This is a genomic window from Pseudomonas sp. GM17 (assembly GCF_000282175.2).
Classification (GTDB): domain Bacteria; phylum Pseudomonadota; class Gammaproteobacteria; order Pseudomonadales; family Pseudomonadaceae; genus Aquipseudomonas; species Aquipseudomonas chlororaphis.
In genome coordinates this window covers 209,028-231,228 of record NZ_CP124732.1, presented here as the reverse complement: position 1 = coordinate 231,228, position 22,201 = coordinate 209,028, and the positions used below count along the sequence as shown (strand labels likewise).

Here is a 22,201-nt window from a genome sequence, read left to right as displayed (position 1 = left end):
CGCTGGCGCGACCTACCGGTCGGCGCAAACCCTGTAGCCGCTGCCGAGCCTGCGAGGCTGCGATCGACTGCGCAGCAGGCGCAGGATCTTGAAACCGCTGGAGGACCTTCGGTCCTATCGCAGCCTGCGGCAGCGGCTACAGGTTTGGGGAGGCATCAGGGGAGAGTGGGGCAGATCTGGTTTTGCTGAAGGCAATGGCAACACATTACGGGTTTGCCACCGACGCATCGGTGGCCGATCTTGGTCGGTCGAAACTGTTCACGGGCAGCCTCAACTGCCTGAGCTTCAAGGCGTCCACGACCAGGACTTGCACCACATCGTCAATGCGGCCCATCTGCTGCTGCAGGATGGCTGCGATGCGTTGGATGCGTTGCAGTGGCGGATCGAGGCTTAAGCGCAAGGTTGTTTATGGGGCGTAGGCGCGATGGCCTGCGCCCTTGATCATTACCCTCACCGTAACGATCCACCACTCTGCTTGATTGATGCCATGCCTCCTGCGCTCCTAAGGTAGCGGCCACGACAGCGAACCCGTGGAGTGAGCATGACAACAACAATATCCCCCGACTCGCGCTGGACGCGGCGGCGCGCTGAAAAGCAGCGGCGTCTCGAGCAGGTGCGGGGTCTCACCGATGGTGCGGTGTTGCCCACCGACAAGATAGTCGCGGCGCTGGAGGCGTTGATTCTGCCCGGCGACCGCGTGGTGCTGGAGGGCAACAACCAGAAGCAGGCGGACTTCCTGTCGCGCGCCCTGGCCAAGGCCGACCCGAGCCGCCTGCACGACCTGCACATGATCATGCCCAGCGTCGGCCGTTCGGAGCATCTGGACCTGTTCGAACGCGGCATCGCCCGCAAGCTCGACTTCTCCTTCGCCGGCACCCAGAGCCTGCGCATCAGCCAGCTGCTGGAAGACGGCCTGCTGGAAATCGGCGCGATCCATACCTACATCGAACTCTATGCGCGGCTGGTGGTGGACCTGATCCCCAACGTGGTGCTCTCGGCCGGGTTCATGGCCGACCGCGCGGGCAATATCTACACCGGGCCGAGCACCGAGGACACCCCGGCGCTGATCGAGCCGGCGGCGTTCAGCGATGGCATCGTCATCGTCCAGGTCAACCAACTGGTGGACGACGTCAGCGAGCTGCCGCGGGTGGATATCCCGGCGTCCTGGGTCGATTTCGTGGTGGTGGCCGACAAGCCGTTCTACATCGAACCTCTGTTCACCCGCGACCCGCGCCACATCAAGCCGGTGCACGTGCTGATGGCGATGATGGCGATCCGCGGCATCTATGAAAAACACAAGGTCCAGTCGCTCAACCACGGCATCGGCTTCAACACCGCGGCCATCGAGCTGATCTTGCCGACCTACGGCGAATCCCTGGGCCTGAAAGGCAAGATCTGCCGCAACTGGACCCTCAACCCCCACCCGACCCTGATCCCGGCCATCGAAAGCGGCTGGGTGCAAAGCGTGCATTGCTTCGGCACCGAGCTGGGCATGGAAAACTACATCGCCGCGCGGCCGGATGTGTTCTTCACCGGGCGCGACGGCTCGTTGCGCTCCAACCGGATGTTCTGCCAGCTGGCCGGGCAGTACGCGGTGGACCTGTTTATCGGCGCGACCCTGCAGGTCGATGGCGACGGCCATTCCTCCACCGTGACCCGCGGCCGCCTGGCCGGCTTCGGCGGTGCGCCGAACATGGGCCACGACCCCCGTGGCCGGCGCCACGGCACCCCGGCCTGGCTGGATATGCGCCGCGACGACGCGCAACAACCGATGCTGGAGCGAGGCAAGAAGCTGGTGGTGCAGATGGTCGAGACCTTCCAGGAAGGCGGCAAACCGACCTTCGTCGAAACCCTCGACGCCGTGGAAGTGGCGAAGAAAAGCGGCATGCCCCTGGCGCCGATCATGATCTATGGCGACGACGTCACCCACCTGCTGACGGAAGAGGGCATCGCCTACCTGTACAAGGCGCGTTCCCTGGAAGAGCGCCAGGCGATGATCGCGGCGGTGGCCGGGGTGACCGCCATCGGCCTGCGCCACAACCCGAAAGACACCACGCGCATGCGCCGCGAAGGCCTGATCGCCTTGCCCGAAGACCTCGGCATCCGCCGCACCGACGCCAGCCGCGAGCTGCTGGCGGCGAAAAGCGTCGCCGATCTGGTGGAGTGGTCGGGTGGCCTGTACAACCCGCCCGCCAAGTTCAGGAGCTGGTAAATGCACGCCTTCAACCTGCAAAGCAAACCCCTGAGCCTGGCCGAGCGCCTGGCGGACCTGGCGGTGGACGCACTGATCGACGAAGCCGACCTGTCGCCGAAACCGGCCCTGGTCGACCGTCGCGGCAACGGCGCCCATAGCGATCTGCACCTGGGGCTGATGCACGCCTCGGCGCTGTCGCTGTGGCCGGCCTTCAAGGAAATGGCCGACGCCGCCAGCGTGTTCGGCGCGGTCGGCCTGCCCCTGCGCGAAGCCCTGGGCCGCATCGGCCGTGAAGGCGAGGCGGCGATGCTCGCTACGACTAACGGGGTGAACACTCATCGTGGTGCGATCTGGGCCCTGGGCCTGCTGGTGGCCGCCGCCGCGCTGGAACCTCAGGCCAACAGCGCCGGCGCCCTGTGCCTGCGGGCCGCGCGCCTGGCGCTGCTGGATGACCGTTACGCGCCGCGACCCCTCAGCCACGGCGCGCAAGTGGCGCTGCGCTATGGCGTGCGCGGCGCCCGCGAAGAAGCCCAGCTGGGTTTTCCAGCGGTGCTGCAACGGGGCCTGCCGCAACTCGAACGCAGCCGTGCCCAGGGGCATGGCGAACAGAACGCCCGGCTCGATGCGCTGCTGGCGATCATGACCGGCCTGGCCGATACCTGCGTGCTCTATCGCGCTGGCGAGGCGGGCTTGCGGGCCATGCAACAGGGTGCCCAGGCGGTGCTCGACGCCGGCGGCAGCGCCAGCCTGGCCGGGCGTCGCCGCCTGCATGAGCTGGACCAGTGCCTGCTGGCCTTGAACGCCTCGCCCGGTGGCGCCGCGGACTTGCTCGCGGCCTGCCTGCTGATCGACCGGATCGCCTCCGGCGCCGCCTTCATCCAGGGAGCAGTGTGATGGAAACCTTGTCTTTCGAATTTCCCGCCGGGCAACCCGCCCGGGGCCGGGCGCTGGTGGGCTGTGTCGGCTCGGGCGACCTGGAGGTGCTGCTCGAACCCGGGCAGCCCGGCAAGCTGAGCATTCAGGTGCAGACCTCGGTCAACGGCAGCGCGTCGCGCTGGCAGCATCTGTTCGAGCGCATGTTCGACGGCCAGACGCCGCCGGCCCTGAGCATCGATATCCATGATTTTGGCGCCACCCCGGGCGTGGTGCGCTTGCGCCTGGAGCAGGGCTTCGAGGAGATCGGCCATGACTGACAGCGCCCGTTTGCTCAACAAGCACAGTTTCGTCGAACTCGGCGCCCGGCAGCGCGCCAAGGCCCTGCTCGACGCCGGCAGTTTTCGCGAATTGCTCGACCCGTTCCAGCGCGTCATGTCGCCGTGGCTGGCGCGCCAGGGCGTGGTGCCCCAGGCCGATGACGGGGTGGTGATCGCCAAGGGCCGCATCGATGGCCTGCCGGTGGTGATCGCCGCCATCGAAGGCGCGTTCCAGGGCGGCAGTCTCGGCGAAGTCGGCGGGGCGAAGATCGCCGGCGCCCTGGAGTTGGCGGCCGAAGACAACCGCAAGGGCATTGCTACCCGCGCCGTACTGCTGCTGGAAACCGGTGGCGTGCGCCTGCAGGAAGCCAACCTCGGGCTGGCGGCGATTGCTGACATTCACGCGGCCATCGTCGACCTGCGCCAGTACCAGCCGGTGATCGGTGTGGTGGCCGGCAGCGTCGGCTGTTTTGGCGGTATGTCGATTGCCGCCGGGTTGTGCAGCTACCTGCTGGTGACCCAGGAGGCGCGCCTGGGCCTCAACGGTCCGCAGGTGATCGAACAGGAAGCCGGCCTCGAGGAATACGACTCCCGCGACCGACCCTTTATCTGGAGCCTGACCGGCGGCGAGCAGCGTTTCGCCAGTGGCCTGGCGGACCGCTATGTGGCCGACGATGTGGCGCAGATCCGCCAACAGGTCGGCGAACTGTTGGCCCAGGGCCTGCCCAGCGCGCAACGCAGCCGGCAGGCCGAGCTGTACCTGCAACGCCTGGCCCGGCTGGACAGCCATCCACAGATCGACCCGGCGACGGTTCGCCAGCTGTATCGAGGAGACCGCTCATGAGTGCTTATTCCCTGCGGGGCCTGCATTGGTTCACGGCTCTGAGCGCGGGCGCCGCCCCGGTAGCGGGTTTGCCGGCCTCGTTGAAGGTGGCGGACGCCACGCTGGAGCAGCAACCGGTACGGTTTATCGCCGTGGTCGCCGACCCGGCCAACCCTTTTGTGCGGGCGCGCAATGGTGAGGTCGGCCTGCTGGAAGGCTGGGGCCTGGCCAAGGCGGTGGACGACGCGATCGAGGCCGACCGTGAGCAGAGCGTCAAGCGCGCGCTGATCGCCATAGTCGACGTGCCGAGCCAGGCCTATGGGCGTCGCGAAGAGGCCCTGGGCATCCATCAGGCCTTGGCCGCGGCCGCCGACAGCTATGCCCGGGCCCGGCTGGCCGGGCATCCGGTGATCGGCCTGCTGGTGGGCAAGGCCATGTCCGGGGCCTTCCTGGCCCACGGTTACCAGGTCAACCGCCTGATCGCCCTGCGCGACCCGGGGGTGATGGTGCACGCCATGGGCAAGGCGTCGGCGGCGCGGGTCACCCTGCGCAGCGTCGAGGAACTGGAGGCCCTGGCCGCCAGTGTGCCGCCCATGGCCTATGACATCGACAGCTATGCCAGCCTCGGTCTGCTCTGGGAAACCTTGTCGGTCAGCCAGATCGAACAGCCGACCGCCGACGACCTGACCCTGGTACGGCAATGCCTGGGCCAGGCGATTGCCGATGCACGGGCCCATGGCCGCGATCTGTCGGGACGCCTGGGGGCCAGCAACCGCGGCGCTTCCAGCCGGGTCCGCCAGCTGTTGCGCGAGCAGTGGTGAGTGCCATGACCAGCGCCTTGCTGCCCCATGACCTGCTGTGGGGCCTGTCCCCTCGGCAGTTGCCCGCCGATGCCCCGGCCTGGGCGGTGGCGGCCATGGCCGCCGGGCAACCGGTGGTGGTGCGCCGTGCGTTGACCGCGCCCGGGCAGGTGGCGGTGGGCGTGCGTGGGCGGCTGCGGGAACAGCGCTACGGGACGCTGATGGCGGTGGCGGCCATCGAGCGCCGGGTGCGCCCGGAAGCGCTGTGCCATGTCGAGTCGGATCGGGCCTGGCCAGCACTCCAGGCACTGGCTCGGTTGCGTGAACCCCTGGATGCCCTCGGCCTGGCCTGGGGTGTCAGCGGCAGCGCCGGTTTTGAGCTGGCCAGCGGCGTGCCGGCGCTGCATCGACACAGCGACCTGGACCTGATCCTGCGCACTGCGCAGCCCATGGACCGGGTCGAGGCCCGGGCGTTGCTGGCGCTGCTCGACGCCGCCGTCTGCCCGGTGGACCTGCAATTGCAGACACCCAACGGCGCCGTGGCCCTGCGCGAGTGGGCCGGGACATCGGCGCGGGTGCTGCTGAAAAGCGCCAGCGGCGCGCGGCTGGTCGGCGATCCGTGGCAGGCCCTGGAGCAGGTGGCGTGAGCAGCCTGCTGGTGTTTCCGGGCCAGGGCGCGCAGCAGCCGGGGATGTTGCATCGGCTGCCGCCCAGCGCCCTGGCCGAGGCCTGCCTGCGACAGGCGAGCGAGGTCCTGGGCGAGGATGCCCTGGCCCTGGATTCGCCCCAGGCCCTGGCGACTACCCGGGCGGTGCAGTTGTGCCTGCTGATCGCCGGCGTGGCCCATGCCCGGGTGTTGCTGGAAAACGGGCCGGGCGCGGATTACGTGGCGGGCCTGTCGATTGGCGCCTATCCCGCTGCGGTGGTGGCCGGCGCCCTGGATTTCGGCGATGCACTGCGCCTGGTCAGCCTGCGCGGCGAGCTGATGCAGCAGGCCTACCCACAGGGTTATGGCATGACCGCGATCGTCGGCCTGCAACTGGCGACGGTGGAGGCCTTGCTGGCCCGGGTGCACCGCCCGGACAACCCGGTGTACCTGGCCAATATCAATGCCGATAGCCAGGTGGTGATCGCCGGCAGCGATGCCGCCATGGCCCAGGTCGCCGAGCTGGCCCGGGGCTGTGGTGTCGGGGTGGCCAAGCGTCTGGCGGTCAGCGTGCCGTCCCATTGCCCGCTGCTGGAGCAGCCGGCCCAGGCCCTGGCCGAGGCGTTCGCCAGGGTGGCGTTGCAGCCGCCGCGCCTGGGTTACCTGAGCGGCAGCCGGGCGCGGCCGCTGCGTACGCCGGAGCAGTTGCGCGACGACCTGGCGTTCAACATGTGCCGGGTGGTGGATTGGCGCGGCACCGTGCAAAGCGCCTATGAGCGCGGCGTGCGGCTGCAGATCGAACTGCCGCCCGGCGCGGTGCTGACCGTTCTGGCGCGCCGGGTGTTCGAACAGGGCACCGTGATGGCCTGCGACGGGGCCCGGCTCGACACCTTACAGGCGCTGTTGCGTGAGGAGGGAAACCGCCAACCCTAGACACCGACTCAAGCTGGCGAAGCACAAGAACAACAACTTCGACGATGCACTTTGAGGACTACAACAATGATTATTTACGGTGTGGCGCTGCTGGCGATCTGTACGTTGGCAGGGGTGATTATCGGTGACATGCTCGGCGTCCTGCTGGGGGTGAAATCCAACGTCGGCGGTGTCGGCATCGCGATGATCCTGCTGATCTGCGCGCGGCTGTGGATGCACAGGCACGGCGGCATGACCAAGGACTGCGAGATGGGCGTCGGCTTCTGGGGCGCCATGTACATCCCGGTGGTGGTGGCCATGGCTGCGCAACAGAATGTGGTCACCGCCCTGCACGGCGGCCCGGTAGCGGTGCTGGCGGCCATTGGTTCGGTGGTGCTCTGTGGTTGCACCATCGCCCTGATCAGCCGCACCAACAAAGGCGAACCGTTGCCGGACGAACCGGACGCTGTCGCCCCTGGTGCCGCTGCGGCAGGGGGACGCTGATATGTGGGATCTGATCGAGAAAGGCCTGGAACACAACGGCCTGGTCACCGCTTTCGCCTTCGTCGGCGTGATCATGTGGGTCTCGGTGCTACTGTCCAAGCGCCTGACGTTCGGCCGGGTGCACGGCTCGGCCATCGCCATCGTCATCGGCCTGGTGCTGGCCTGGGTTGGTGGCACTGTCACCGGTGGGCAAAAGGGCCTGGCGGACCTGGCGCTGTTCTCCGGCATCGGCCTGATGGGCGGCGCCATGCTGCGCGACTTCGCGATTGTCGCCACGGCCTTCGAGGTCCAGGCCACCGAGGCACGCAAGGCCGGGATGATCGGCGCTATCGCGCTGTTTCTCGGCACGGTGCTGCCGTTCATTGTCGGGGCGAGCATCGCCTGGGCCTTCGGCTATCGCGATGCGGTGAGCATGACCACCATCGGCGCCGGCGCGGTGACCTACATTGTCGGTCCGGTGACCGGGGCGGCGATCGGCGCCAGCTCCGATGTGGTGGCGCTGTCCATCGCCACGGGGCTGATCAAGGCGATCCTGGTGATGGTCGGCACGCCCATGGCGGCGCGCTGGATGGGCCTGGACAACCCGCGTTCGGCGATGGTCTTCGGCGGCCTGGCCGGCACCGTCAGCGGGGTGACCGCGGGCCTGGCGGCGACCGACCGGCGCCTGGTGCCCTATGGCGCGCTGACCGCGACCTTCCATACCGGGCTGGGTTGCCTGCTCGGGCCTTCGTTGCTGTATTTCATCGTGCGCGGGTTGGTGGGGTAGGGCGGCTGGCTTCATCGCGAGCAAGCTCGCTCCTACAGAGGTATACGGTCTCTGCAGGAGCGAGCCTGCTCGCGATAGCGCTCGTGTAAACACCGCGCTTTATGTGTCTTGCCGGTTGGCATACATCCGGCACTCGGCCAGCAGCGCCAGCAGGTTCGGGTCGCGCTCCTTGGCCTTGAGGAACACCACGCCGATATGCTGTTGCAGCCGGTAGCGCGCCTGCAGCGGAATCAACTTCACGCGGTTTTCGTACACCGCGGCAATCCTTCCCGGCAGCAGGGCATAGCCCACCCCCGAACTGACCATGCTCAGCAGCGTGAAGATGTCGTTGACCTGCATCGCCACCTTCGGCTCGAACCCCGCCTGCTTGAACACCCGCACCCCGTCCTGATGGGTGGCGAAGCCCTGGGTCAGGGTGATGAAGGTCGCATCGCGCACATCGCTGAGGTCGACTTCCGCCTGCCGGGCGAACGGCGAGTCGGCCGGCGTGGCGAGGAAGATATCGTCGGAAAACAGCGGGATCTGCTCGCAGTCCGGGTCGCTGACGCTGTCGTCCAGGGACACCAGGATCGCGTCGACCTCCATGTTCTTCAGCTTGTACAACAGGTCGATGTTGGAGCCCAGGATCAGGTCGATATTCAGCTCGCTACGGCGCAGCTTCAGGCCCATGATCAGCTGCGGCACGGTCTTCACCGTCAATGAATACAACGAGCCGAGCTTGAAGCGTTCCGCCGAGAACCCGGCTGCTTCGCGGGTCAGGCGCACGCTTTCGACCACGTCCTGGATCAGCTTCTGCGCCCGTTCTTCTAAGACGAAGGCGCTTTCCAGCGGTGTCAGGTTACGTCCTTCATGCTTGAACAGCGGGCAGCGCAGGGCGCTTTCCAGGGAGTGAATGGCCCGGTGCACGCTGACATTGCTGGTCTGCAACTCGGCGGCGGCGCGTGCCAGATTGCCGGTGCGCATGAACGCCAGAAACACTTCGAGCTTTTTCAGGGTCAACTCTTCATCGATCAGCATGATGGGCGCTCTTATTCGAATGCTTCGATTGTGCCTGCCGGGTCATGACTTGGCTGGAGGTTTTTTCGTCCATGGCTTTATTTGGAAACATTGCGCTTTCAGGCTACAGGCCTGAGCCTTGCGCAGATTTTCGCCTTGGGAGGTGAGTGGCACATGTATCACGGGGAAAGACTCAACGCCTGGACGCATCTGGTGGGCGCGATTGCGGCACTGGTCGGGGGGATCTGGCTGCTGGTGCTGGCCAGCCTCGACGGCAGCCCTTGGAAAATTGTCAGCGTGGCGATCTACGGCTTCACCTTGCTGGTGCTGTACAGCGCCTCGACCCTGTACCACAGCGTGCGCGGGCGGGCGAAAAGCATCATGCAGAAGGTCGATCACTTCTCCATCTACCTGCTGATCGCCGGCAGCTATACGCCCTTCTGCCTGGTGACCCTGCGCGGGCCCTGGGGCTGGACGCTGTTCGGGATCGTCTGGGGGCTGGCACTGATCGGCATCCTGCAGGAGATCAAGCCGCGCTCCGAGGCGCGCATCCTGTCCATCGTGATCTACGCGGTGATGGGCTGGATCGTGCTGGTGGCGGTCAAGCCGCTGCTGGCGGCCCTGGGCCCCGCCGGCTTTGCCTGGCTGGCCTCGGGCGGGGTGCTCTACACCGTGGGCATCATCTTCTTCGCCCTCGACAGCCGTTTGCGCCACGCCCACGGGATCTGGCACCTGTTCGTGATCGCCGGCAGCCTGCTGCACTTCGTGGCGATCTTGTTCTACGTGCTCTGATCGGCGACCGCGTTATCGTTCATCGCGAGCAAGCTTCGCTCCTACAGAAGAACGCGAAGTTTCAGGATCTGCGCCGTATCTGTAGGAGCGAAGCTTGCTCGCGATAAGGCCCGGCAGGGCCGCTTCAATCCCCGGTCATCAACCGATCCAGCTGCTCCTGCGCCCGGCCGCCGAAGATCTCCAGCAGGCTGCTCAAGGTGTGCGGCAACGCCTCCGCCACGCGGGTCACGGCATACAGGGTGATCGGCAGCGCCGGGGTCAGCGGGCGAATCGCGGTGCTGGCGGGCGAGGCGCCGAGGGCGGTGAAGGGGTCGATCACCGCCAGCCCGGCCCCGGATTCGACCATGGCCCGGGCCAGGGAGTAGGTCTGCACAGCGATGCTGACCCGCGGCGCCGGTTCCACGGCTTTCAGGTAACCGTCGAGTTTCGCCGCCAGCGGGTCGGCGCTGGACAGGCCGATCAAGGGCGCCCCCGCCAGCTCCATCAACGGCAGCGGCGTGCCCCTGGCCGCCTGGGGCCAGTAATCCAGCGGCGCCAGCGCCACCAGCACCCCGCTGGCCAGGGCCTGGGCGGTCAGTCCCGGATGATCCGGGCGTTGCAGGGTCAGGGCCACATCGATCTCGCGCATCAGCAGGTTCTGCACCAGCTCGCGGCTGTGGGCGCTGGACAGCTCGCAGACGATGTCCGGGTAGCGCCGGGTCCACTGGTTGATGGCCGGCGGCAACAAGGACAAGGCCAGCGCCGGCGTGGCGCCGATCCGCAGGCTGTGGCCCGGCTCGCGACGCAGGCTCTGGGCCAGGCGCCGCACCCCTTGCAGGCTTTCGCTGACCTTGTCGACCTCGCGCTCCAGCTCCAGGGCTTCCGGGGTGGCCTGCAACTTGCCCTTGACCCGCAGGAACAGCGGGAAGCCCAGCTGCTGCTCGGCGTGCTGCAAGACCTTGGTCACCGCCGGCTGGGAGACGTGCAGCAGTTGCGCCGCGCCGCTGATCGAGCCGGTCTGGCGGATGGCCTGGAAAATCTCGATATGGCGCAGTCGCATGATGAGTCCATAACCTTTGTTTATGGGTGGTCCATCTTTATTCATTGTCCCGGGCCTGTCACCTGGTCCTAACCTGAAGCCCGCTCAACAAGGCTTTAAGGACTGACATGGCACAGCGGGTTTGCATCATCGGCGGCGGGGTCATTGGCCTGGCCAGCGCCTACGCCCTGGTTCGCGAGGGGTTCGACGTCAGCCTGGTGGAGGCGCGCGACGCCTTCGCCAGCCAGACCAGCTTCGCCAACGGCGGCCAGCTGTCGTACCGCTACGTGGCGCCGCTGGCCGATGCCGGCGTGCCCTGGCAGGCCCTGGGCTGGATGCTGCGTGGCGACTCGCCGCTGAAGCTGCGCCTGCGCCTGGACCCGGCGCAGTGGCGCTGGATGGCCGGGTTCCTGGCGGCCTGCCGCGGCTCGGTCAACCGCCGCAACGGTGCCCATCTGCTGCGCCTGGCACTGCTGAGCCAGGCCACCTTGCAGAGCTGGCGCGAGGAGGACCGGCTCGACGGTTTTCACTGGCGGCGCAACGGCAAGCTGGTGACCTTTCGTGAAACCACGAGCTTCGAGCACGCCCGCCACGGCCTGGCCGATCCGCGCCAGCAGCAGGTGCTGTCCGCTGGTGAATGCACGGAACTGGAGCCGACCCTTGGTGGCGCGCCCTTTGTCGGCGGCATCTTCACCCCGGACGAAGAAGTGGCCGACTGCCACGCCTTCTGCCAGCAACTGGTGGCGCGGTTGCAGGCTTCCGGCCGCTGCCAGCTGCTGACCGGGCGTCAGGTCACCGGTATTCGTCAGGCCGGCGGCCAGGTGCAGGCCATCGAGCTGGGCGACGAGGTGCTGGCGGTGGACCAACTGATACTCGCCGCCGGTCATCGCAGTGGCGAACTGGCGTTGCCCGGGCTGAAGCTGCCGCTGTACCCGCTCAAGGGCTACAGCCTCAGCGTGCCGATCGGCGCGGGGCACCGGGCGCCGGAAATCAGCATCACCGACTACAACCGCAAGATCGTCTATGCGCGGATCGGCCAGCAGCTGCGGGTGGCGGCCATGGTCGATATCGTCGGTTTCGACCCGGCCCTGGACCCCAGGCGCCTGGCCCTGATACAGCGCCAGGCCCGGGAAACCTTCGCCAATGCCGGTGACTACGATGCCGCCATCGAGTGGGCCGGCATGCGCCCGGCGACCCCCAGCGGCGTACCGCTGATCGGCGCCACCGGCTACCGCAACCTGTGGCTCAACCTCGGCCATGGCGCCCTGGGTTTCACCCTGGCCTGTGGCAGCGGGCGCCTGCTGGCCGAGCTGATCGGCCAGCGCCGCACTTCCATCGACATGCAGGGGCTCGAGCCCCATGCCGCCTGATTTCTTTCGCGTACAAGGAGCTGTCCCATGACCATCCAGCGTCTCCACAGCAATGACCGCCTTAGCGCTGTCGTGGGTTTTGCCGATCTGCTGTTCCTGTCCGGCCAGGTGCCGGGCCAGGCCACCGATGCCGCCGGCCAGACCCGCGAAGTGCTGGCAAAGATCGACGCCTTGCTGGCCGAGGCCGGCAGCGACAAGGATCATCTGCTCAGTGCGACCCTCTACCTGAAAAACATCCAGCAGGACTTTGCCGCGATGAACGAGGTCTGGTCGGCCTGGCTGTCCCCGGGCCAGGCGCCAAGCCGCACCACGGTGCAGGCCGCCCTGGCGCGCCCGGACATCCTGGTGGAAATCACTGTCATCGCGGTTCGCCGCTAACGCCTTCACCCACAACGGAGAATAACAATGCAAAAAATCACGTTGCTCGGCTGCACCCTGGGCCTGTTGCTCGGCTCCCCGCTGTACGCCAGCGAGGCGCCGCTGACCGGCACCCTGGGTAAGATCGCCACTGCCGGCAGTATTACCCTGGGTTATCGCGATGCGTCGGTGCCGTTTTCCTACGTGGGTGACAACAGTGGCAAACCCATGGGCTATTCGGTGGACCTGGCGAGCAAGGTCGTCGAGCGCATCCGCGACAAGCTGGCGCTGCCGCAACTGGCGGTGAAGTACAACCTGGTGACGTCGCAGACGCGCATTCCGCTGGTGCAGAACGGCACCGTGGACCTGGAATGCGGCTCCACCGGGGTGACTGCCGAACGGCAGAAGCAGGTGGCGTTTTCCTACGGCTTCATCTACGTCAAAGGCCAGTTGCTGACCGCCAGGGACAGCGGGATCAAGAGTTTCGCCGACCTGCGCGGCAAGAACGTGGTGACCACCGCCGGCACCACTAACGAGCGTTTCCTCAAGAGCTACAACGTCGAGCACAAGATCGACATGTTCGTGATCAGCGCCAAGGACCACGGCGAAGCCTTCCAGATGCTGCAATCGGGTCGCGCCGCGGCGTTCTACATGGATGACGCGCTGCTCTACGGCGAACGGGCCAAGGCCCGCGATCCGCACAACTGGGTGGTGGTCGGCGAGGAGCAGTCGCGGGAAATCTACAGCTGCATGGTGCGCAAGGACGATCCGCAGTTCCTGGAGCTGGTGAACGCCACCCTGGCGGACCTGTACCGCTCAGGGGAAATCAACGGCATCTACCAGCGCTGGTTCGAGCAGCCGATTCCGCCCAAGGGCCTGAACCTGGAATTCCCGATGACCAGCGAGCTGAAGGCGATCATCGCCAAACCAGTAAGCGATCCGGTGGAGTAAGCGTTGAGTGGCCTCTGTAGGAGCGAGGCTTGCCCGCGAAGCGTTTTGTCTGACTCACCGCAGCGCCACCATCGCCGGCAAGCCTGGCTCCTACAGAGGCGGGGACGGGTTAGAAGTCGCCCCACAGCTGTTGGGCTACCGCCAGCGCTACCACTGGCGCGGTTTCGGTGCGCAGCACCCGCGGCCCGAGGCGCGCCGGCAGGAAGCCCGCACCCTGGGCCTGGTCCACTTCGGCATCGGACAGACCGCCTTCCGGGCCGATCAGGAATGCCAGGGTCGCAGGCTTGGCGTGGCTCACCAGCGGCTCGGCCACCGGGTGCAGCACCAGCTTGAGGTCGGCCTGGGTCTGCTTGATCCAGTCGGCCAGCAGCACCGGCGGATGAATCACCGGCACCCGTGAGCGCCCGCATTGTTCGCAGGCGCTGACGGCCACCTGGCGCCAGTGGGCCAGGCGCTTGTCGGCGCGCTCATCCTTGAGCCGCACCTCACAGCGCTCGCTGAAGATCGGGGTGATTTCATTCACCCCCAGCTCGGTGGCCTTCTGAATCGCCCAATCCATGCGCTCGCCCCGGGACAGGCCCTGGCCGAGGTGGATCTGCAGCGGCGACTCGACCTGCCCGGCGAAGCTTTCATCGAGCCGGACCACCACGCGTTTCTTGCCGACTTCCAGCAGCGTGCCGCGAAATTCGTTGCCCGAACCGTCGAACAGCTGCAGCGCGTCGCCCTCGGCCATGCGCAGCACGCGCCCGATGTAGTGGGCCTGGGCTTCCGGCAGCTCGTGCTCGCCGAGGCTCAGGGGGGCGTCGATAAAGAAGCGGGACAGTCTCATGGTGGTTCTCTGGGGAAAATTCGGTTCGAGGTGGGTCAATGGATCTTTGCGTCAAGCCCGCCTCTGCAAAACGGCGGGCTTGCCGGCGAGGGGCTCAACCCGGATCGCGGAAGCCTGGGTGGAAGTCCTTGGGTACCGCCACGCTGACCTTGTCGTTGGTAGCAATGTCGATGCCTTCGCTGGCAACGATGGCGAGGAAGTCGATCTGCTCCGGGGTGATCACGTAGGGCGGCAGGAAATACACCACGCTGCCCAGCGGACGCAGCAGGGCGCCACGCTCCAGGGCGTGCTGGAAGACTTTCAGGCCACGGCGTTCCTGCCACGGGTAGGCGGTCTTGCTGGCCTTGTCCTGGACCATCTCGATGGCCAGCACCATGCCGGTCTGGCGTACTTCGGCAACGTGCGGGTGATCCGCCAGGTGCGCGGTCGAGCTGGCCATGCGCTGGGCCAGCGCCCGGTTGTTCTCGATGACGTTGTCCTGCTCGAAGATATCCAGGGTCGCCAGCGCTGCCGCACAGGCCAGCGGGTTGCCGGTGTAGCTGTGGGAGTGGAGGAAGGCGCGCAGGGTCGGGTAGTCGTCGTAGAAGGCGCTGTAGACTTCGTCGGTGGTCAGGCACGCGGCCAGCGGCAGGTAGCCGCCGGTCAGGGCCTTGGACAGGCAGAGGAAGTCCGGGCGGATGCCGGCCTGTTCGCAGGCGAACATCGTGCCGGTACGACCGAATCCGACGGCGATCTCATCATGGATCAGGTGCACGCCGTAGCGGTCGCAGGCCTCGCGCAGCAGCTTGAGGTACACCGGGTGGTACATGCGCATGCCGCCGGCGCCCTGGATCAGCGGCTCGACTATCACCGCGGCAACGCTGTCGTGGTGTTCCGCCAGGGTCTGCTCCATGGCCGCGAACATGTTGCGCGAGTGTTCCTCCCAGCTCATGCCTTCGGGGCGCAGGTAGCAGTCCGGGCTCGGCACCTTGAGGGTGTCCAGCAGCAGGGCCTTGTAGGTCTCGGTGAACAGCGGCACGTCGCCCACCGACATCGCGGCGATGGTTTCGCCGTGGTAGCTGTTGGTCAGGGTGACGAAGCGCTTCTTGTCTTTCTGGCCGCGGTTGAACCAGTAGTGGAAGCTCATCTTCATCGCCACTTCGATGCACGACGAACCGTTGTCGGCATAGAAGCAGCGGGTCAGGCCTTCCGGGGTGATCTGCACCAGGCGCTCGGACAGCTCGATCACCGGCTGATGGCTGAAGCCGGCGAGAATCACGTGCTCCAGTTGATCGACCTGATCCTTGATGCGCTGGTTGATGCGCGGGTTGGCGTGGCCGAACACGTTGACCCACCAGGAGCTGACCGCGTCGAGGTAGCGCTTGCCTTCGAAGTCCTCCAGCCACACACCTTCGCCGCGCTTGATCGGGATCAGCGGCAGCTGCTCGTGGTCTTTCATCTGGGTGCAGGGATGCCATAACACCGCGAGATCGCGTTGCATCCACTGGTTGTTGAGGCCCATGTTCAGTCTCCTGGAGGCGGCTCGAAGTACGCGAGCAAACAATCGCGCAAGCCTATGCAATGCCAGGCCGTGTCACAACCCATTGCATGCCTGGAAGGGCGAATTGGTCGCGGTCGCAGGACGGTCTGTCACGTTTTTCCCCCGTAGACCTTAATGCCTGGTTAATTTAGTGTTCGTAGGATCAACATCGTATTTCTCGATATTTCAAAGCGAAAATTTCCGCTTTAATTCGATAGTTAAATCGATAGTCTTGGGCAGCAGTTCTTACAGGATTCAAGTGATGCAGCTAGGTAACTCTTCTTCCCGCTACGGCTGGGTAAGCATTTTTCTGCACTGGAGCGTGGCGCTGGCAGTCTTTGGATTGTTCGCCCTGGGCCTGTGGATGGTCGGCCTGGATTACTACAGTGCCTGGCGCAAAGATGCGCCGGACCTGCACAAGAGCATTGGCTTGACGTTGTTCGCGATCATGTTGCTGCGGGTGCTGTGGCGCTTTGTCAGCCCGCCGCCGCCGGCACCGGCCAACCACGGTCGCCTGACGCGCCTGGGCGCCACCTTCGGCCATGCCTTCCTTTATCTCAGTCTGTTCGCTGTGATGATTGCCGGTTACCTGATTTCCACCGCAGACGGTGTCGGGATTCCGGTGTTTGGCCTGTTTGAAATTCCTGCCCTGGTTTCCGGACTGCCGGACCAGGCAGATGTGGCCGGCGAGGTGCATCTGTACCTGGCCTGGGCCCTGGTGATCTTCGCCGGGGTGCATGCTCTGGCTGCCTTGAAACACCACTTTATCGATCGTGACGCGACCCTGGCTCGTATGCTGGGGCGCAAAGCCTGATGCTCAACCTCGACTCAAAAGGAATAGAAAGCATGTTGAAAAAGACTCTCGCCGCTCTGGCAATCGGTTCTGCTCTGCTGTCTGCCGGTCAGGCGATGGCCGCGGACTACGTGATCGACAAGGAAGGCCAGCACGCCTTCGTCGACTTCAAGATCAGCCACCTGGGCTACAGCTTCATCACCGGTACCTTCAAGGACCTGGACGGCAAGTTCAGCTTCGACGCGGCCAAGCCTGAAGACGCCAAGATCGAAGTCAACGTGCGCACCGCCAGCGTGTTCACCAACCACGCCGAGCGTGACAAGCACGTCAACAGCAAGGACTTCCTGGAGTCGGGCAAATTCCCTGACGCGAAGTTCGTTTCTACCAGCGTCAAGCCAACCGGCAAGAATGCTGATGGCAAGCAGACCGCCGATGTGGCTGGCGACCTGACTTTCCACGGTGTGACCAAGCCTATCGTGGTCAAGGCCACCTTCCTGGGTGAAGGCAAGGATCCATGGGGCGGCTACCGTGCCGGTTTTGAAGGTACCACCAGCATTAGCCGTAAAGAGTTCAACAAGGACGGGATGGATGTTGGCCCGCAGTCCGACACCGTTCAGCTGTACATCACCTTCGAAGGTGTGAAAGCGAAGTAATGCTTCGCCTGTAGCTGCAGCCTCGCAGGCTCGGCAGCGGCTACAGAGAACATAAAAAAACGCCCCTGATCGCGAGATCAGGGGCGTTTTTTATTGTCGCGAAAACTTCAGCGATTGCGGGTCAGCAAGGCTGGTTTCTCGCCACGTGGACGGCTTGGCAGTTGATCGAGCTGCTCGGGTGTTGGGAAGCGGTCGGCTTTCGACTCCTTGTGCATGATCTTCGGCTGGTTGCCGCGCGGGTTCTGCACCGCCGGCTCCTGGCGCGCCTGGTCGTCACGGGCCGGACGACGATTGCGCGACTCTTCGCGACGGGCCTGGCCGTCACGTGGAGCGCCGCTGCGTGGGCCGTTGCGCTTGGCAGGCGGGGTGCCGGTGCTGGCACCGTTGCTGGTGCGCGGACCGCCGGAGCGACCCTGGCCGCCGCTGCGTGGCGCGTTGCTGCTGGTTGCACCCTGGGCTGGCGCGCCAGGACGACGGCCGCGGCCCTGGTTGTTCTTGTTCTGGTACGGGCTGACGTAGTCGGCGCGATTGCCGAAGTTGTCCACGTCGTCGTCCAGGAACTCATCCGGGGCGCGGTCGGCGCGTGGCGTCGGCTGGCGCTGTTCGCGGGCCGGGGTGCCTTCGCGAGGCTTCTGCTCACGGGCCGGGCGGTCGCCGCGAGCGGCCGGTTTGTCCTTGCCCTTGTCCTTGCCTTTGTCTTTACGACCGCCGCCGCCACCGCCGCCATTCGGACCGTCGCCACGCGGGCCACGGGAGTTGCGTGGGTTACGCACGTCCGGACGCTCGCGCACTTCCGGTTTCTCGGCTTCCACGGCGCTGGCATCGAAGCCCATCAGATCGCCGTCGGGGATCTTCTGCTTGGTCATGCGCTCGATGCTCTTGAGCAGCTTCTCTTCGTCCGGCGCGACCAGCGAGATCGCTTCGCCCGAACGACCGGCACGGCCGGTACGGCCGATACGGTGCACGTAGTCTTCGTCGACGTTCGGCAGCTCGAAGTTGACCACGTGTGGCAGCTGGTCGATGTCCAGGCCTCGGGCGGCGATATCGGTGGCGACCAGGATCCGCACTTCACCGGCCTTGAAGTCGGCCAGGGCCTTGGTGCGGGCGTTCTGGCTCTTGTTGCCGTGGATGGCGACGGCGGTCAGGCCGTGCTTGTCCAGGTACTCGGCCAGGCGGTTGGCGCCGTGCTTGGTGCGGGTGAAGACCAGCACCTGTTCCCAGGCGCCGGCGGTGATCAGGTGGGCCAGCAAGGCGCGCTTGTGGCTGGCGGCCAGGCGGAACACCCGTTGCTCGATACGCTCGACCGTGGTGTTCGGTGGCGTGACTTCGATGCGCTCGGGGTTGTGCAGCAGTTTGCCGGCCAGGTCCGTGATGTCCTTGGAGAAGGTCGCGGAAAACAGCAGGTTCTGGCGCTTGGCGGGCAGGCGCGCGAGGACTTTCTTCACGTCATGGACAAAGCCCATGTCGAGCATGCGGTCGGCTTCGTCGAGCACGAGGATTTCCACGTGGGACAGGTCGACACTGCCCTGGCCGGCCAGGTCGAGCAGGCGGCCGGGGCAGGCCACCAGCACGTCGACGCCACGGGCCATGGCCTGAACCTGTGGGTTCATGCCGACGCCGCCGAAGATGCAGGCACTGACGAACTTCAGGTCGCGGGCATAGACCTTGAAGCTCTCGTGCACTTGCGCGGCCAGTTCGCGGGTCGGGGTCAGGACCAGTACGCGCGGTTGGCGCGGGCCATGACGCTGGGATTTGTCCGGGTGACCGTTGGGAAACAACCGTTCCAGGATCGGAAGGGCGAAACCGCCGGTTTTACCAGTACCTGTCTGTGCCGCGACCATCAGGTCGCGACCTTGCAACACGGCGGGAATGGCCCGCTGTTGCACCGGAGTAGGCTGGGTGTAGCCGGCGGCTTCGATGGCGCCGACTAAAGCCTCGGAGAGACCGAGGGAAGCAAAGGACATGAGTAATCCTGTTTTAGTGAGGGCTTGGCCCAGAGGGATAGTCTTGCCTGGCGCGAATGGCGTTTAAGAGGACGCAATCCCGTCCGGTCCTGCTGGCTCCTGAAGGCTCATCGGCGAGGGCTCGCGCGGGCCTTGTGGCTGCGCTGTAGCGGTATCGAGATGCCTTGAACAGGATCGAGCGTCCGGGCGTGAGCCTGGCGGGAAGGCCGGAGTATAACAGAGCAATCAGTGTGCGCTGCTTTCCTGCTGCTCAACGGTTTTGCGCGGTGTGCCGGGCGGCATTGCGCTTGAGTCGGCGATGGCCGGCGCCGCGCCATAGCGGGCGCTCAGTTCGGCGTAGGCCGGTTCGCGCTTGAAGCGCTTGAGTTCTGCGCCGAAACGCTGCACCAGCAAGTCCATGCCGGCATTGCGCCGCACGGCCAGAAACTGGCTCTGGCGGCTGATGACCACCGGATTCTCGGTGATCTGCTGGCGAATGTTCAGTTGGTCGAGCAGGTGCTGGCCGACCCGTCGATCGGTGATCAGCAGGTCGATACGGCCGCGCAGCAGCTTGCCGAAGTTGGCTTCGTGGGTCGGCGCCGGTTCGTGCTTGAACAGGGTGGATTCCCTGAAGTCCTGGCTGTACAGGTAGCCGGGGGAGGTGCCCACGGTCAGCCCGCGCAAGTCTTCCAGGGTACGGAACGGAAAGGGCCGGGCGTTGGTATAGAACATCACGAACTCGACGTCCGACAGCGGCTCGCTGGGGTAGAGCAGGCTGCTTTCGCGTTCGTTGCTGTGAAAGATGTCCAGGGCACCGTCGGCCTGGCCCTGTTCGAGCATGGCCAGGCAACGTTTCCAGGGCAGGAACTGCCATTCGACTTCGATCCCCAGGCGCTGGAAGACGATGGCCGTGGTTTCGTAATCCAGGCCCTGGGCCTTGCCCTGTTCCTCATAGACATAAGGGGCCCAGGGCTCGGTGACAATGCGCAGCTTCTCGCCATGGGCGGTGAGGCTCAGGCAAGCGCAGATAAAGGCTGTCAGCAGCTGGGCAATGACGGGCATCGCTGGAGATTACGACGGGAGGTCGTCCAATGCTAGAGGCCGTCTAGCTCAAGCCTCAGTCAGCCTTTGTCTCGATCAGATGCAGGTAGATGGCCTTGCGCCGCTGGCCCAGTACCAGGCGAATCACCGGGTGGTTGAACCAGCGCTCGAGTTGATGGCTGTTGAGCGGTTTTCTCAGGCGGCCTTCGGCGTTTTCCCGGGCTTTCTCCCACCAGACCGGGGCGCAGGCCTGGTCGAATTCGTTGGTGTGGCGGTAGCAGCCGTAGAGGATTTCACGCATGAACTGCCGCTGGTGCCCGGGCAGGGCCAGGGTCACGATCTTGTAGGCCAGGCGTTGCAACGCCGGCGGGCGTGGCAGGGTCGCGGTGACCAGGCGGGTTTCGTCCAGGGCGACGCCGCTGGTAGGCGCTGCGCCGTGCTTGTCCAGCCAGGCCTTGATCTTGGCGCGAAACAGCTGCTTGCGGCTCCAGTAGTGGTGGATCAGGTCGGGGCATTCGCGGACTTTCTTGGTGCGATAGGCCGCCACCGACAGGCAGAACTCTTCGAGGGTGTAGGCGCCGTTGGCCAGCGGGTACAGCTCGTCCATCAGGGCGATGGAGCGGTCCAGCACATCGGCGTCCGCGCGGTGCAGGCCGATCACGCCGGAGTTCAGCAATGGCATCTGGTCGTCGGCGAGTTTGCGTTCCTGCAGCAAGCTGGCCAGGGTCTGGTAGAGGCCGGACTCCTTGTTGGCGCCGTAGCACATGCCGAATGCGTTACACAGCAGGGTGCCGGGCTGGATGCGGCGAAACAGCTCCAGCGGCGAGCAGTGGAAAAAGGTATCGGTGTCGATCAGCAACGCCAGTTCGGACTCTTGCAGCACCTGCTGCATCACCACGTGCTTGGCGCGAAAGTGGTAGCCGTGTGGGGCGATCCAGGCCTGGCGGGTGTTTTCGTCCAAGGGGCGCACGCGCACAGGCAGGTCGCGGTAAGGCGCGGGATTGTCGGTGAAGACCTGGATATCGAGGGCTTTGCCCGGTGTTTCGCGCAGCCCGGCCAGAGCGCTGGCAATACTGAACGCGGCTTCCTGGTGATAGGTCGCGGCGCCGTAAACCAGATAGATCAATTGTGGGCGTGCTGCGGTGCTGCCTGTGGACATCTACGGCGATCCTTCGGATGTATGGGGGTTAAAAAAAAGGCCCTGGATTTCGCCAAGGCCTTTTTCCGATGCTGTCGGGCGGTTAACGCGGCAGCTTCAGGTTGTTCCAGACGGCCAGGCTTGGCTCGGCTTGGTTCAGAGTATAGAAGTGCAATCCTGGCGCACCGCCTTGCAACAAACGCTCACACATTTCGGTGATGACCTGTTCGCCGAACGCCTGAATGCTTTGGCTGTCGTCGCCGTAGGCTTCCAGTTGTTTGCGGATCCAGCGCGGGATTTCCGCGCCGCAAGCGTCGGAGAAACGCGCCAGCTTGCTGTAGTTGGTGATCGGCATGATGCCGGGCACGATCGGGATGTTCACACCCATTTGTTGCACGCGTTCGACGAAGTAGAAATAACTGTCGGCGTTGAAGAAGTACTGGGTGATCGCACTGTTGGCGCCGGCGTTGGCCTTGCGCACGAAGTTGTTGAGGTCGTCTTCGAAATTGCGCGCCTGTGGGTGCATTTCCGGATACGCCGCCACTTCGATGTGGAAGTGATCGCCAGTCTCTTCACGAATGAAGCTCACCAGGTCGTTGGCGTGACGCAACTCGCCGCTGGCCATGCCCATGCCCGAAGGCAGGTCGCCGCGCAGGGCGACGATACGGTTGATGCCGGCGGCCTTGTATTGGGTCAACAGGCCACGCAGGTCGGCCTTGCTGTCACCCACGCAAGACAGGTGCGGTGCGGCGGGGATCTTCACTTCGCTTTCGAGCTGCAGCACGGTGTTCATCGTGCGGTCGCGGGTCGAGCCACCGGCACCGTAGGTGCAGGAGAAGAAGTCGGGGTTGTAGCTGGCCAGCTGGCGGGCAGTGGCGAGCAGTTTTTCATGCCCAGCATCGGTCTTGGTCGGGAAGAACTCGAAGCTGTAGCGACGATCTTGGGACATGGAGGAAACCTCCA

The 22,201-nt window shown here is 65.4% G+C and carries 24 protein-coding genes; 16 read left to right on the top strand and 8 right to left on the bottom strand.

The annotated features are described in order from the left end of the window. Window positions 1-88 precede the first annotated feature (88 nt). From PMI20_RS01030 to madM, 10 genes are all read left to right on the top strand, one after another. Entirely contained in the window at window positions 89-394 is a 306-nt protein-coding gene (locus PMI20_RS01030) for a hypothetical protein (protein ID WP_162136188.1), read from the top strand. 147 nt (window positions 395-541) lie between these two features. Beyond that, window positions 542-2,212: a malonate decarboxylase subunit alpha gene (gene mdcA / locus PMI20_RS01025; RefSeq protein ID WP_007932576.1), complete on the top strand. Its 1,671-nt coding sequence runs from the start codon at window positions 542-544 to the stop codon at window positions 2,210-2,212. Further along, complete coding sequence (locus PMI20_RS01020) at window positions 2,213-3,088, top strand: triphosphoribosyl-dephospho-CoA synthase (RefSeq protein WP_007932574.1); 876 nt, start codon at window positions 2,213-2,215, stop codon at window positions 3,086-3,088. After that, window positions 3,088-3,387 (top strand): malonate decarboxylase subunit delta, encoded by a 300-nt coding sequence (locus PMI20_RS01015; protein ID WP_007932573.1) that lies wholly within the window; start codon window positions 3,088-3,090, stop codon window positions 3,385-3,387. Before PMI20_RS01020 ends, PMI20_RS01015 begins: the two co-directional genes overlap by 1 nt. Beyond that, window positions 3,380-4,231, top strand: coding sequence for a biotin-independent malonate decarboxylase subunit beta (locus PMI20_RS01010; RefSeq protein WP_007932572.1), 852 nt, complete (start codon window positions 3,380-3,382; stop codon window positions 4,229-4,231). The genes PMI20_RS01015 and PMI20_RS01010 overlap by 8 nt, the downstream gene beginning before the upstream one ends. After that, window positions 4,228-5,031, top strand: a complete 804-nt coding sequence (gene mdcE / locus PMI20_RS01005; protein ID WP_007932571.1) for a biotin-independent malonate decarboxylase subunit gamma — start codon at window positions 4,228-4,230, stop codon at window positions 5,029-5,031. Before PMI20_RS01010 ends, mdcE begins: the two co-directional genes overlap by 4 nt. Window positions 5,032-5,036: 5 nt before the next feature. After that, window positions 5,037-5,657 (top strand): malonate decarboxylase holo-ACP synthase, encoded by a 621-nt coding sequence (locus tag PMI20_RS01000; protein ID WP_007932570.1) that lies wholly within the window; start codon window positions 5,037-5,039, stop codon window positions 5,655-5,657. Then, window positions 5,654-6,589, top strand: coding sequence for a malonate decarboxylase subunit epsilon (gene mdcH / locus PMI20_RS00995; RefSeq protein ID WP_007932569.1), 936 nt, complete (start codon window positions 5,654-5,656; stop codon window positions 6,587-6,589). Before PMI20_RS01000 ends, mdcH begins: the two co-directional genes overlap by 4 nt. A 66-nt stretch (window positions 6,590-6,655) precedes the next feature. Continuing rightward, a complete protein-coding gene (madL, locus tag PMI20_RS00990) occupies window positions 6,656-7,072 on the top strand; it encodes a malonate transporter subunit MadL (RefSeq protein ID WP_007932568.1) in 417 nt (138 codons plus the stop codon). A 1-nt stretch (window position 7,073) separates the two neighbouring features. Beyond that, entirely contained in the window at window positions 7,074-7,838 is a 765-nt protein-coding gene (gene madM, locus PMI20_RS00985; RefSeq protein ID WP_007932567.1) for a malonate transporter subunit MadM, read from the top strand. 99 nt (window positions 7,839-7,937) lie between these two features. On the opposite strand, the gene PMI20_RS00980 is transcribed toward madM, so the two are convergent. Then, the gene (locus tag PMI20_RS00980; RefSeq protein ID WP_007932558.1) at window positions 7,938-8,855 is read right to left on the bottom strand and encodes a LysR family transcriptional regulator; all 918 of its coding nucleotides are present in this window, start codon (window positions 8,853-8,855) and stop codon (window positions 7,938-7,940) included. Between the two features lie 153 nt (window positions 8,856-9,008). Here PMI20_RS00980 and trhA point away from each other — a divergent pair, with 153 nt between their 5' ends. Further along, entirely contained in the window at window positions 9,009-9,626 is a 618-nt protein-coding gene (gene trhA / locus PMI20_RS00975) for a PAQR family membrane homeostasis protein TrhA (protein ID WP_007932543.1), read from the top strand. A gap of 124 nt (window positions 9,627-9,750) precedes the next feature. On the opposite strand, the gene PMI20_RS00970 is transcribed toward trhA, so the two are convergent. Then, a complete protein-coding gene (locus PMI20_RS00970; protein WP_007932541.1) occupies window positions 9,751-10,665 on the bottom strand; it encodes a LysR family transcriptional regulator in 915 nt (304 codons plus the stop codon). A gap of 107 nt (window positions 10,666-10,772) precedes the next feature. On the opposite strand from PMI20_RS00970, the gene PMI20_RS00965 reads away from it, so the two are divergent. From PMI20_RS00965 to PMI20_RS00955, 3 genes are read left to right on the top strand one after another with little or no spacing between them, the layout of a single operon-like run. Beyond that, on the top strand, window positions 10,773-12,014 hold the full coding sequence (locus PMI20_RS00965) for a D-amino acid dehydrogenase (protein WP_007932540.1): 1,242 nt from the start codon (window positions 10,773-10,775) through the stop codon (window positions 12,012-12,014). Between the two features lie 27 nt (window positions 12,015-12,041). Continuing rightward, complete coding sequence (locus PMI20_RS00960) at window positions 12,042-12,392, top strand: RidA family protein (RefSeq protein WP_007932539.1); 351 nt, start codon at window positions 12,042-12,044, stop codon at window positions 12,390-12,392. A 27-nt stretch (window positions 12,393-12,419) separates the two neighbouring features. Continuing rightward, a complete protein-coding gene (locus tag PMI20_RS00955; RefSeq protein ID WP_007932538.1) occupies window positions 12,420-13,322 on the top strand; it encodes a transporter substrate-binding domain-containing protein in 903 nt (300 codons plus the stop codon). Window positions 13,323-13,431: 109 nt separating this feature from the next. Here the strand turns inward: PMI20_RS00955 and PMI20_RS00950 are convergent, their stop codons facing one another. Together PMI20_RS00950 and PMI20_RS00945 are read right to left on the bottom strand one after the other, a co-directional pair. Then, window positions 13,432-14,151 carry a 16S rRNA (uracil(1498)-N(3))-methyltransferase gene (locus PMI20_RS00950; RefSeq protein WP_007932537.1) on the bottom strand — a complete coding sequence of 240 codons (720 nt, stop codon included), beginning with the start codon at window positions 14,149-14,151 and terminating at the stop codon, window positions 13,432-13,434. Window positions 14,152-14,245: 94 nt separating this feature from the next. Next, window positions 14,246-15,652 carry an adenosylmethionine--8-amino-7-oxononanoate transaminase gene (locus PMI20_RS00945; RefSeq protein WP_007932536.1) on the bottom strand — a complete coding sequence of 469 codons (1,407 nt, stop codon included), beginning with the start codon at window positions 15,650-15,652 and terminating at the stop codon, window positions 14,246-14,248. A 280-nt stretch (window positions 15,653-15,932) separates the two neighbouring features. Here PMI20_RS00945 and PMI20_RS00940 point away from each other — a divergent pair, with 280 nt between their 5' ends. After that, window positions 15,933-16,484 carry a cytochrome b gene (locus PMI20_RS00940; protein ID WP_007932535.1) on the top strand — a complete coding sequence of 184 codons (552 nt, stop codon included), beginning with the start codon at window positions 15,933-15,935 and terminating at the stop codon, window positions 16,482-16,484. A 32-nt stretch (window positions 16,485-16,516) separates the two neighbouring features. Continuing rightward, window positions 16,517-17,116, top strand: a complete 600-nt coding sequence (locus PMI20_RS00935) for a YceI family protein (RefSeq protein WP_007932534.1) — start codon at window positions 16,517-16,519, stop codon at window positions 17,114-17,116. Between the two features lie 107 nt (window positions 17,117-17,223). Here the strand turns inward: PMI20_RS00935 and rhlE2 are convergent, their stop codons facing one another. The 4 genes from rhlE2 to metF all read right to left on the bottom strand — a co-directional run bounded on the left by rhlE2 (window position 17,224) and on the right by metF (window position 22,187). Then, the gene (gene rhlE2, locus PMI20_RS00930; RefSeq protein WP_007932533.1) at window positions 17,224-19,080 is read right to left on the bottom strand and encodes an RNA helicase RhlE2; all 1,857 of its coding nucleotides are present in this window, start codon (window positions 19,078-19,080) and stop codon (window positions 17,224-17,226) included. A gap of 225 nt (window positions 19,081-19,305) precedes the next feature. After that, the gene (locus tag PMI20_RS00925) at window positions 19,306-20,121 is read right to left on the bottom strand and encodes a substrate-binding periplasmic protein (RefSeq protein WP_007932532.1); all 816 of its coding nucleotides are present in this window, start codon (window positions 20,119-20,121) and stop codon (window positions 19,306-19,308) included. A 55-nt stretch (window positions 20,122-20,176) separates the two neighbouring features. Continuing rightward, the gene (locus PMI20_RS00920; protein ID WP_007932531.1) at window positions 20,177-21,259 is read right to left on the bottom strand and encodes a hypothetical protein; all 1,083 of its coding nucleotides are present in this window, start codon (window positions 21,257-21,259) and stop codon (window positions 20,177-20,179) included. 82 nt (window positions 21,260-21,341) lie between these two features. Continuing rightward, window positions 21,342-22,187, bottom strand: coding sequence for a methylenetetrahydrofolate reductase [NAD(P)H] (gene metF, locus PMI20_RS00915; RefSeq protein WP_007932530.1), 846 nt, complete (start codon window positions 22,185-22,187; stop codon window positions 21,342-21,344). Window positions 22,188-22,201: the final 14 nt, after the last annotated feature.